Source organism: Breznakia sp. PF5-3 (assembly GCF_029504745.1).
Taxonomy (GTDB): domain Bacteria; phylum Bacillota_I; class Bacilli_A; order Erysipelotrichales; family Erysipelotrichaceae; genus Breznakia.
The window spans coordinates 1-12357 of record NZ_JAQFIQ010000058.1; the positions used below are offsets into that span (position 1 = coordinate 1).

A 12357-nucleotide genomic window follows, 5' to 3' on the forward strand; every position below is an offset into this window, starting at 1 on the left:
GATTTGGATTAGTACAAGCTGAGATCAATGATATGTTTGATAAACGATACAATTAAATTCTACTGTGACGTTTACACAAAATTATTGACACTACCTTCTATTATCATTAAAAGCATTATAAGTAAAAGGTTATTATGTAAACATTTGCTTTTAATTTTTATAATAATAGTCCAAAAGAAAAGTCCCTACTATAAATAAGAACTTGTTTTACTACTGGAGCGAGCGAGGAGAATTGGCATATTCGTATCTTTTAACATCAAATTACGTTAAAATCAGCGTATGACGTCGTTTGACGTCATATTATATCACATTACTTTACGCTTTTTAGGTTTTTTTGATACTTTTTTGACACTCGTTTATAATCATTACAAACTAAAATTGCATTAACTTTATTAGGTGAAGTAAATTCTTGATCATATTGTGTTTCAAATTTAGTGTTTGTATATACACATTTTCCACATAAGATTATTATGAAAACTACATCTGTTACTCGTAAAATATATTTAATTTTTTTCATTTAATTACCTTTTTAACAAAGTAATATTTAACTGGCATATTTCAAGTATTGTACATACCTATCAAAATTTTCTTTAGCTGGTTTTTATTGATTTTTTCTTATTCACTACATAGTTTGCTATTCAAAATATCCCTAATATTCAACTATTTATTTACACTTTAATTTCTCAATTACTATTTTTTAATTTCAATATATCCAAAACCCACATCCTCATGTGGATAGACAATTAATTGTTCATTAATTAAATGAATAAACAATGAACCCTCTACATAATCATCCACCATACAAAGTATAGAAAGTAATTTAATATCATTTTTGGAAACATGAGAATAGTTTTTATAATAGTTGATATTAGAAATTTTCTTATAAAATCCATTAATATAGTCATCATCTTTTCTTTCAACTATGCTGATATATCCTTTTTTTATTAACGCATTTTCAATATCATTAATCCAGTGAATTGATTGACCCAATTCTATATCTATAGACGAATATATTTCATATGAATCATAATCATAAGTTTCAAAAAAATTAAAGACAATAGTTTCTATATTTGATTTTGTCCAGTCATTGCTTTCATCAAATCCCTTCCATCCTTTTGTTGAACTAATATTTATTAAATTAATTTCGCTTAGTATAGATTTCATTTTTTCTCCTTATAATTTATAAACCATTAACGTTATCTTGTTGTTAATTACATTTAAACTTCACAACTGAAGGAAATAGAATAAACTTATAATTTACATATTAGACTATCATATAAATCATTTATATTACTTGATAATTTATATTATATCAAAAAAAGTACTGCGATAGTACTTTATCTCCACTGTACAGTAAAACTATTTACCAAACATATCTCTAGCACTCCTTGTTTAGAGTACGAAAGATTATGTGAAATAAGGATTTATTTTATTGTGTCATGAGTTCTCTTATTTGGTGAAAAAAAGCCCTATTCTGTGTCCTAGTCAACTCTTTTTGTAACACTTATGTATAAATCTCTTATGCAGCATGGCACCGCGTTGCATAAGAAGTAAGTCCACCGTTTGCACGATGCGGTCTTACATGGTTATATTTCCCATAAACGAATTCGTAGAGTCTCTAATCAAGTATCTTATTAGAATCAAACTTATAGAGGTAATAAAATTCATATTTGAGTGTATTGTAGAATCTCCCCATGACTGCATTATCATATGGGTATCCTGCCTTACTCATGCTTTGTTACACACGAAACAAAACAGGCGTACCACTCTACTCCGTATTGATAGCCATACCATTTCCAATATTTTTACCACCTACATTTGCTACCTGAACCTGGCAACCATGACTATGCTTCCAATAATTCCACTCCTGATTTTCTGGCGATTAAACTTTTTATAATCACTCCTATATCCTTTTTCAACTTATGGTATATTACCATTCTTCTATACTTTGATATGATACTTACATCGATATGATGTATGTGATAAACTTGTATTGTCTTTCATTAACCCCTCCTTGTTATTGTTGTAGCTGCTAGGCTGCTTTCTACTATAACATGGAGGTTTCTTTAAGTTCTTTCCCCCCCGCATAGCAGCTGGTATTTTTTTGCGATAATAAAAAAGGCTGTAATTTTAAAATTACAGCCCAAACATATATCAATAATCGACACCAACAACAAACTATGACTGGTTGAAGGTTGCCCCTTTTTTAGCGTATTTACACCCTTAAAATACGATGTAAAAGCATAAGAAAACCCCATTCTCATGGAGTTGTTTTTTATCTGGAGCGAGCCATCATTTTTTAGTCGAACTCACTCTTTAAGCGACTATGATGAAACGCATAATGCAATTCTTGTTTGTCAGAAAATTTAATTTAAACCTTCTCACTGCTATTTAACTTATAAGTTTATTATAGAGGTTCATACTTTGTTTTTCAAGTGTTTTTTCAAAAAAAGACCCTTTTTTTTATTTCTTACTTAAATTCAATTTTGAGTACTTTCTTTAAAGTTATATCAACAACTATCTCTTTCACATTATTTTGTACGAAATACTTACGCTCACGATCGCTCATGCTAATCCAATCAATATAGTTAGATACCTTAATATTTTTAATCTTATCCATCTCATTCTTTTTATCAGTTTCTAATTTACTTAAAGTAAATGCATACGTCTTAGCATCTAGCCTACTATTTATATAATCTGTATAAGCTTCTTCTATACTATTATTAATTGATTTAATACGTGTAAAGCATCTTTTTTCAAATTTAGTGTAATCTTTATGGAAACTATTTGTGATCAACCGAAACAAAACCTCTTCAATAATTACTTGTTGATTAATCCTTTGGTTTTGACATTCCTCACAAACATAATAGTAATATCTGCGAGTAGGTTTTTTTGTGCTTTTGCTTAACAATGAATGTCCAGATTGACACTTTAATAAATATGAAAAATAATACTTTTCATTATCCTTATGACAAAGGAGCCTGCTTATACTCTTATTTGCATCTAAATACATTTTTTTACTTATTATTGGTGGTGTTATGTTCGTATATTTTACTCCTTTGAAATAGAAATCACCATAATACACTTTATTCTGAATAAGTATTTTAATTGCATCAGACTTTACATACTTCTTTCCTTTATCGCTCAGATAACGCTGAATTTCACTCATATTACATCCATCGCATGCCATCTTAAATGCAGTACGTATTAGAATTGCTTCCTCTTCGTTTATTTCCAATTTATTATTCTCACCTCTTATATACCCAAAAGGAGGCTTACCCCCACGAGGAAATAAGCCTTGTTTTGCCATTTGGATCATACCGTCATTTGTACGTTCTGAAATAGTTTCTCGTTCCCATTGTGAAATAATAGCAAGCATCCCTACCATCATTCTTCCGTTAGCAGAACTTATGTCTAATTGATCCATAACTGCTATTAGATTGCAGTTATTATTGTTTAACAATTCAATAATCTTGTATACATCAATAACACTTCTAGAAAGACGATCTAATTTATATATTATTACCAAATCAATATTACCATTCTCTACTTCTTTCAGTAGTGCCTGGAGTCTCTTTCTTTTCATGTCTTTAGCACTTATTCCTTCATCAATATAATATGTAATATTTTCTAGCTCATAGTCAAAGAGTGAAAGATAAGCATTTATCTTACTCATTTGAACATCGATACCAAATCCTGATTCTGCTTGTTCTTGTGTTGATACTCTGCAGTATACTCCAACGTTATAGTTCTTCTTTTTAATTTCTGACATTATCCCTCCTATAACAGTGAGAATTAAAAGTATGAACCAGTATTATTGTACTTGTTTAACAGCAGATATATCAATTATTAAATGCAACAAAAAAGAGAAGCACTGCCACGATTTTCAGGATTGATTCCACTTCTCTACTAATAATTACATCAGGATATTAATTCTTCCTAAATATTATTTATTTACTACTTTCCATTCTAAGTCTTCATACTCTCTAGGTTTTATCCATTGTTTTGGATCTTCGCTATTTAAGTATGGTTCAACCTCATCATCATTCAACATCAAAGGTAGTCTATTATGTATAGACATAAATGCAGGTATTGCTTCTTGAGTTATAATCACAAAATGAGGGGTATTATCTTTTACTTTATATAAACCAGCAAGCATCATTATATCTTGGTTCTTCCTTTTAACATAATACTTATTCTTAGGTGTTTCTTTATCCCATTCATAAAATGCTTCCACCAAGATAATGCAGCGATGATATTTGAAGTCGTTTTTAAAAAACTGTTTGTCAATTAGGGTTTCTTGCCTAGCGTTTATAATTACTCCTTTCCCATCCCACTTAGGAGCTCCCCAATTCATTATTTGGTAACCTCTTTCCAATTCTACTAAAGCATTATCAGTTGGGTATACTTCTCCATATTTTACATCCTTAATATCTAGTTCCTTATCTGATTTCTTTAGTAGTTCTCTGATTGTAGTTTCTGATAATGCAACAAATCTACCACACATATCTATTGTCTCTCCTTCTTTTTTAGATATTGGATTGGTTTTAAATGCAAACTCATATCTGGAAGTATCATCTCATAAAGTGGAATATCTCTCGACTCGCATGCATGAATAATTTTTTCTTTAGCTTTATTGCATTGAAAATTGTAACCCAAGTATACTGCTTTAATTTTAGGCGCAGGGAATTTCATTCCAACATCGCATTTAATACATTCTTTTGGTATCTCTTTATACCTTTCTAAAACATCATAGCAAACTATTCTAAATTCATTCTCATGCTTCCAGTCAGTTGCCTTTCTAACTGGAGCAAATTCATAGTGCTTTAGCGCATCTGCTATTGTTTCATAATACTCTTCATAATCATCAGTGTAATAAATAGGTGAAAAATAAGTTAATACCTTCCTCTTATCCATTTCCTTAACGAATTTCACTATTTCCCTTGGATCGTATTCTATGCATATGCCTTTATGATTATTTGCGTAATATGCCCACATTGGCATATTATCATTCACTTCAGAGAAACAACAAATATAATGCCTTTCACTCGCATGTACGCTCATTTCTTCAAGTTTTAGTTGATCCAGGTCTTTAGATATAGAATTAACCTCCTCATATGGTATACCCAGCTCCCTTGACACTGCATAATTAACATTGTAGTCAAACTTACAATCACAAGGATCATTAAATGCCTTTGGATTTGAGAACCAAATATTATTGTTTAAAATATCTTCAGCGTCAGCGTCAGTTCCAGATCTATATCTGAAAAATTGCTTTGGAGCATATTTCCTTGTCATTTGACGCAGTCTTTTTAAATCTATTCTCTTTTTTTTGTTACTTGCTAATAGACCTTCATTTCCCAACAGCCTACATTTTTGTTCGAATTGCTCATCTACTGTATACTCATATTGCATTTTTACCCAGTCATCAAAAAGTTTCCCATGTTTACTCATATATTATCTTGTATGATTAAATCGTACCTTGTAGACGAGAGAATCATACTTCTCCTTCCGATATTGTTATAATGAAATTGACCTGTACAGTGCTTATTTTTATTACAGCTTTGACTGGTCTTAGGAGAGTACTCCCTCATGGTCTATTTCATTGCTAATTGGTTGGATGAGTCTTTGAACTCTTATGTCTCGCAAGATTACAGAATAGATCATCGTGGACGACTACAGGTCAGAAAGGATGGTCTTTTTATGACTGTATTTGTAGGCATTGATATTGCCAAAGAGTCACATGTCGCTTGCATCATGAATGCACTTGGCGAAGTGTCTCATCCAATTTCGTTTGAGAATAATGTACAAGGTTTTTCTAAGTTAATCTCAAACATTGTTTCCTTCGATAAGAAGGATGTTGTTTTCGGTTTTGAGTCTACTGCTCATTACCATAAAGTTTTGGAGCACTTTCTTAATTCTAAAGGGTATATAACCAAGTTAATGAATCCTTTAGAAGTCATCCCTTTTCGTAAAGCGAACATTCGTAATACGAAGAATGATAAAGTGGATGCTCAAGCCATTTGTTTAGCCTTATACCATTCACAGGAGAAGTCTCGTCAAGTTTCGAAACATAACGACTTCTATAATCTGTGTTTATCAAGGCATGATCTTGTAACGCTTAAATCTCGTTGTAAGATTAAACTTACTTCTTACTTAGACATTGTTTTTCCTGAATTAGCTAAGTATTTCAAAGGGAATTTACATATCAATACGTGCTATCAACTCCTCAAGAAATACCCTTCGCCTATTCAAATAAAAGAAACTCGAATTGATGTACTAGAACGGCTTCTATTTAAATCCTCTAAGGGGAAGTATTCAAAAGCCAAAGCAATTGAACTTAAGAAGTTAGCAAATAACTCTGTAGGAATAACCACGACCGCCATTTCTACGCAAATCCAATTGTGCATCCATCAAATCGAGTTCTATGAGGATCAAATTGCTCAAATAGAGCAGTTAATTGAAGAGTATGTAGTTGCTGATCAACCACTAATACTTTCCATACCAGGAATATCTACGATCTTCGCTGGATATATATTATCCTCTATATCTAATATACTCGATTTTAGTACTTCAAGTAAACTAATTGCTTATTCTGGATTAGATCCAATCGTTCGTCAATCAGGTAATTTTAATGCTATTCAAACACGTATGTCTAAACGTGGTAAGAAACTTCTTCGTTATGCTCTTATCTGGTCAGCTTGGAATGTTGTTCGTAATAATAAAACTTTTAAAGACTACTATGACAAGAAACGTTCACTTGGCAAATCACACTACAATGCACTTGGACATTGTGCTGCTAAACTAGTTCGTTGCATCCATACCATGTATCACAAGAACGAAGAATTCAATCTTGAATAGTTAGCATTTACATCTATTTTTTTGAAATGACCTTTTTAGGTCTTTTCGTTGTGGCTAATCAACTACAAATTATTTCCTTGACAATTCATAGTTGGTCTCCTAAACAAATACTCTTTTTGCATATACAACTTGACCTAGAATTCTTACAGGCAGGACAACTACTTCATTTCTATTGAACGTCCTCATAGGCACAGAAGGGTTCGATGCTGTTAAAATGATTAACTCATCTTTTTTCTCAAAACGCTTAATTGTTACTTCCTCTCCAACTAATACTACAGCTATTGAATGATCAGGAACTTCATCAATTTGCTTTACGTATACTAAATCGCCATCAAATATTCCATCACCTATCATTGAGTCACCTTTAACTTTTAAGAAATAGTCGCCTCTTTTCGCCTCAATTGTATTGACTTCCTCGTACCCTAACACATCTTCATTAGCATAGTGATCATATCCTGCTTTAACTGTACCTAGAATTGGCTTTATTAACTTAGTAGTTTCATCCTCTAATACATGTACAGATACTCCTAACAATTCAGCCAGTTTTATCATTTTTTCTTTTGTTATTTTCGTTGTGGATCCACTTAACCATCTATAAACACTTGAAACACCTACATCACACCCTTCAGCTATGTCTGAAGAAGTTAAATTTAGTTTTTCCATTTGTTTTTTTATAACATTTACGTTCATACAAAAACCTCTTTACTTTCTACCTTGATTTTATCATTAATTTTATATATTTGCAATTTTTGGTTTATATTTATTGTTTTTTTCTCATTTATTGTTGATTTTTGAGAATATCGGGTGTAAAGTGAAAGTACAGAAAGGATGAAAATAAATGAATAAGGACAGAGTAATATTACATTGTGACATAAATCACTGTTACGCACAGATAGAAGAAATGCTCAGTCCAGCATGCAGGGATGTTCCGATGGTAGTCGGTGGAAACGAGGAAGCTCGACATGGCATTATTCTAGCTAAAAATTTGAAGGCAAAACCATTTGGAATTAAAACTGGAGAGCCAATTAGGGATGCGCTTAGGAAGTGTCCAGGATTATTTGTGATCCCTCCAAAGTATGATAAATATCAATACTATACAGAGAAGGTAAAAGATATCTATAGAGAATATACAGATCGAGTAGAGTCATTTGGACTTGATGAAGCTTGGCTTGATATCACAGGATCTCAAAGCCTTTTCGGATCAGGTGAGCAAATTGCTAAAGAAATTCAAGATCGGGTTTTTGAAGAATTAGGTCTTACAATTTCTATTGGAGTTAGTTTTAACAAAATTTTTGCTAAACTTGGATCTGATATGATTAAACCAAAAGGACTAGTTATCATAGATGAAGAAAATTACAAAATAAAAGCGTGGAAGCTTCCTGTTGAGGATTTATTAATGGTTGGTAAAGCAACCCAAGATAAAATGAATAAACTTGGTATCTTTACAATTGGAGACTTAGCAAAAACTTCAGTAAAATTATTGGAGAAGAAGTTTGGAAAAATAGGAGTATTATTGTGGAGTTATGCAAATGGTTCTGAAGACTCTCCAGTTGATCCTACAGTTCATAAACGCACGCCTAAATCAATCGGAAACTCCTGGACTACACCAAAGGATATTACAAATTTTAGAGAAGCTAAAATTGTTTATGAGCGTTTATCTAATTCCGTTGCCTGCAGGTTAAGAGAATCAGGATATAAAGGCAATGTAATTCATATTAGTATCAGAGATACGAAGCTAGATTCATGTACTAGGCAAATTAAGATTGATCATTATACAGATACTGCTAAGGAAATACTACAGATAGCCATGAATTTATTAGATGAGAATTGGAATAGACAGTTTCCTCTAAGAAGTATCGGTGTTGGTGTTACTGGCTTAAAGCCTTTTACAACGCACACGCAATATGATTTATTTGGTGAAGTTGAAGAAAGAGAAAATGAAACAAAAGTTGAAGTTGTTGTTGAGGCAATTCGATCAAAATTTGGATTTTTCAAAATCGATAAATGTTCTGCCTTATTAGATACTCGGCTTAGTAATGTGGATCCTAAAGCTAACCATACTATATTTCCTGTTGGTGTATTAAAAGGTAGTATTAAATAAATATGATATTTAAAAAATATGTAAAAGTAATTGCCTTATGCGATGAAAACGGAAAGCTTACACCAGGATATATAGTTTGGTTGAATGGACAAAAATATAGAATTGATAAAATTCATGAAATTAGAAACGCTTCTTCTCAAGCTGGTGGTTGTGGCGTTTTATATGTTTGCTCAATTAATGGAAAAATTAGAAAATTATTCTACGAAGTAGATAAATGGTTCATTGAAAGTACACGGCCATAAACACAACTCTATAGACAAAATAAAAAAGATCTTCAAATGAAGATCTTTTTAATATCTTATATAAATCTCGATAAAGTTAAGTTAAATAGCAATGTATGTATCGATATCTATGAAACAATACATATCATAGACATTCAACACACAAAAGCAAGAATTATATAAGATAACTATAATATATCATAAAAAACGACAAAATCAAGTATTTACAAAAATAATATACCATGAATTTCTTAGATTGAGAGCACTCGTCTACAGCTAGTTTCAAAATATTTTGTACTATACTCGATGCCAACATAACATCTATTCAACTTCTTGGCTGCGACTGCTGTCGTTCCTGATCCTAGAAAGCAATCTAGGACAATATCTCCTGGTTTACTGGAATTACTAATCAATGTTTCTATAATATTCAATGGTTTAATAGTCGGATGATCATATACTTTCTTATCCTTAACATTAGTTGGTGTAATCCAATATGTTTTCCCACTTTCATATGTTGTAGAAAGTGAAATCCCTTTTCTAAAATATAGACAAAACTCTTTATCATTCATATAGTTTCTACCAAAAGTAGGCACTGGATTTGATTTAATCCAAACTAAAATTTCAAAAGAGCATTTATGTTTTCCAACAAAGAAATTTAAATATTGTACTATTTGTTTTTTGTTACACCAAATATATATATTTGGTTTCTTCATAACACGCATAAATTCATCAAGAATACATGAGTTTATTCCTGAAGTAATTCTTGCTTCTTCTAAATCATGTGTTACCTTCTGTAAAGCCTTTGATATCTTTCCTGATCCTTTCCCTGAAGAAGATGCAATTTCATAGGGCGGATCTGTTACAATCAAATCAATTGAGCAATCTGGTATATCTTGTATTAACTTATAAGCATCGCCTAAATAAATTGTATTTTTTTTGAATTTGCTTATCATCTCCTATCTTTTTTGTTCGAACTTGTACTCATATTATATATACAAAACTCATTTATTATCAGTCTTGACTTTCGATATTTTAAAATGAATAAAGCAATAATCATTCGCTTTCAACCTAGATAGAATCTATCTTTTTTAATTTTATTCTTCCTTCAAGAATCAACTTGTGAAATAAATTTTTTCCATGATCTTTATTATCTAATGTCTTTCCATATGCACGTAGCAATTTACTGACACTCTCCAGTAATTCTGTTTCATATAATTCTTCATTATGCTTATATGTTGGTGGAATACCATAGCAGATAATTAAATTTAACTTTGATGCATAAAGGTTAAACGTATCAAATATACTTTGAAAATATGAATAATCAGCATCTGCTAGTGAATGCCCATAAAAGTAAATTTCTTCGGGTGGCGAAGAAGCTTGAATCACTCCATTTGCTTCACTGTTTTTATTATTAAAAGCAACTCTAAATGTTTTTGTAAACTGAAGAGATACTGGATTTACTTTATCAGGATCTAAGTTCATCCCATCTACTCCAAAAATGATTTCTCCTTTTCTTCCATAATCATCATGAAGAAGTGAGCCGTGAATGTTGGTGTATGAATCTACATAGTCGTTTAAAGAACCAGGGTGAGTATAATTAAAACTTAATAAATCTAGTCTCCAGCCGTAGGTCTTTGCATCCTCTGTAATTTCTTTCATAAGCCTTAAAGCAGTACTCTCATATTGAGATTTATTTTTATTAACTACTTTTATTAGGTAATCATTAAATTGATTCTCAAATCGAATCAACTCCCTATTTAATATTCTATATTGTTGATCTTCATCTTCATATATAAACTCATGGTTAAAGTTGGTTAGTGCATATCTTGCTTTATATATCCATGTTGCATGTATAAATCCTAAAAGATGCGAATAATTAGCTTTTCTAGTATCATAACTTTTTCTTGATGCTCCAAACCCTTCATCTGCCATTCTTAAATACTCTTTTATCCAATCATTATATGAATCAAAATAGTCTTGCATGTTAATGAAACAGCAACTAGATTTTTTTTCTTTTTTTTCGTTTGAATTCTCATCATAATCATATGGAAAAATAAAATCTTTAATTACCGCCTCTACATCAGACCAATTTTTAATACCTTTTCCTAAAGCTTTGTTACATTCCCTTTCATTCAACATAAAAAAGAGATTCCAAAAATTTAAATCGTCTTCTGTTTTAATTGGTTTATTATCAAAAAAATTATCAACAGTCTCAATAGCTCGTCTAACATTATAATTAAAATCTACTCTCTCTACTGTTGTATATCCACCATTAGCCAATTGAGTAGTTTCTGTTGATGTAGCGTATAGATCTATAGTTTTTATCATATCATAATACTTTGAATGTCTTCCTTGTCCTTCCAATTCTTTTTTATTAAGTAAATCTATACGGTTATTCATATAGCTAAAGAATGATCCAAAACCACTTTCCAAATCACAAGCTAGATCAAATCCATTACCAATAATAACTAATTTGCTGTTCATAATATCCTCCTTTTATTTCACCCATAAATTATATCAAAAAAAAAACTATTTTCACAATGAGAATAGTTTATATATCCAAATGCAAAGTAAGGTAGGAAGATAGGAAAGGGATATTTATACCTTACTTTGTAATTTATATTTTAACATCTTTATAAGATTTAACAAGATATTTTCTAAACATGCTCTAGCAGTCACTTCTCTAATTGCAATATAAATTAATAAAATTTTCGTTCGCTAAAATTATAAATATTATCATTGCTTCTCCAAATGTAACATTATCATCATTTAAATCAATCAGTATATCGTATATATTATCGTACATATAATCACCTCACTATATATATATGTAACACCAAAAAAAAAGCCTAAAAAAGTCACTTAATAGTAACCTTTAAAAACTAGTTTTATTAGTATGAAAATAAATAAAATCAAACTTAAATACATCCATATTTTGGGATATTTGCTCCATTTCTTTATAATCATCATATCCAGAGTATATATTAGTTAAAGTAAACACAATTAATATGTAAATATTATTCTTGGTTGGAACAATAAACAACACTTCCAAAAGTAATAAATTCTTCAAAAATTTTATTGGGAACTGCAACAGTTTAATTGACAACTAGTTAAGATACATGTGATATTTGTTGTTGGTACTTATAGGGTGTCATCATAAACTTGGTATGAATA

Annotated in this window: 11 protein-coding genes and 1 pseudogene; 3 read left to right on the forward strand and 9 right to left on the reverse strand. The window is 30.7% G+C overall.

Annotated features, from left to right (window positions below):
* Positions 1-310: 310 nt before the first annotated feature.
* The 6 genes and pseudogenes from M2475_RS10610 to M2475_RS10635 form a co-directional block, all read right to left on the reverse strand.
* Positions 311-517, reverse strand: coding sequence for a hypothetical protein (locus tag M2475_RS10610; protein ID WP_277491448.1), 207 nt, complete (start codon positions 515-517; stop codon positions 311-313).
* 173 nt (positions 518-690) lie between these two features.
* Positions 691-1164, reverse strand: coding sequence for a hypothetical protein (locus tag M2475_RS10615; protein WP_277491453.1), 474 nt, complete (start codon positions 1162-1164; stop codon positions 691-693).
* A gap of 683 nt (positions 1165-1847) precedes the next feature.
* Positions 1848-2004 (reverse strand): annotated as a pseudogene (locus M2475_RS10620) (IS200/IS605 family transposase); the annotation flags it as partial.
* A 466-nt stretch (positions 2005-2470) separates the two neighbouring features.
* Positions 2471-3772, reverse strand: a complete 1302-nt coding sequence (locus tag M2475_RS10625) for a recombinase family protein (RefSeq protein ID WP_277491456.1) — start codon at positions 3770-3772, stop codon at positions 2471-2473.
* Positions 3773-3946: 174 nt separating this feature from the next.
* On the reverse strand, positions 3947-4507 hold the full coding sequence (locus tag M2475_RS10630; RefSeq protein ID WP_277491458.1) for an SOS response-associated peptidase family protein: 561 nt from the start codon (positions 4505-4507) through the stop codon (positions 3947-3949).
* A gap of 2 nt (positions 4508-4509) precedes the next feature.
* On the reverse strand, positions 4510-5454 hold the full coding sequence (locus M2475_RS10635) for a DUF2971 domain-containing protein (protein WP_277491460.1): 945 nt from the start codon (positions 5452-5454) through the stop codon (positions 4510-4512).
* 249 nt (positions 5455-5703) lie between these two features.
* Between M2475_RS10635 and M2475_RS10640 the strand changes: the two genes are divergently transcribed.
* Positions 5704-6861, forward strand: coding sequence for an IS110 family transposase (locus M2475_RS10640; protein WP_277491463.1), 1158 nt, complete (start codon positions 5704-5706; stop codon positions 6859-6861).
* 99 nt (positions 6862-6960) lie between these two features.
* On the opposite strand, the gene M2475_RS10645 is transcribed toward M2475_RS10640, so the two are convergent.
* Entirely contained in the window at positions 6961-7551 is a 591-nt protein-coding gene (locus M2475_RS10645) for a LexA family transcriptional regulator (RefSeq protein ID WP_277491464.1), read from the reverse strand.
* 148 nt (positions 7552-7699) lie between these two features.
* Here M2475_RS10645 and dinB point away from each other — a divergent pair, with 148 nt between their 5' ends.
* Together dinB and M2475_RS10655 are read left to right on the forward strand one after the other, a co-directional pair.
* Entirely contained in the window at positions 7700-8962 is a 1263-nt protein-coding gene (gene dinB, locus M2475_RS10650) for a DNA polymerase IV (RefSeq protein ID WP_277491467.1), read from the forward strand.
* Positions 8963-8964: 2 nt separating this feature from the next.
* Positions 8965-9204 (forward strand): hypothetical protein, encoded by a 240-nt coding sequence (locus tag M2475_RS10655; protein WP_277491470.1) that lies wholly within the window; start codon positions 8965-8967, stop codon positions 9202-9204.
* A 230-nt stretch (positions 9205-9434) separates the two neighbouring features.
* Here M2475_RS10655 and M2475_RS10660 read toward each other — a convergent pair whose 3' ends face one another.
* Entirely contained in the window at positions 9435-10136 is a 702-nt protein-coding gene (locus M2475_RS10660) for a site-specific DNA-methyltransferase (RefSeq protein ID WP_277491473.1), read from the reverse strand.
* A 115-nt stretch (positions 10137-10251) separates the two neighbouring features.
* Positions 10252-11667 carry an AbiH family protein gene (locus M2475_RS10665; RefSeq protein ID WP_277491474.1) on the reverse strand — a complete coding sequence of 472 codons (1416 nt, stop codon included), beginning with the start codon at positions 11665-11667 and terminating at the stop codon, positions 10252-10254.
* Between the last annotated feature and the right edge of the window lie 690 nt (positions 11668-12357).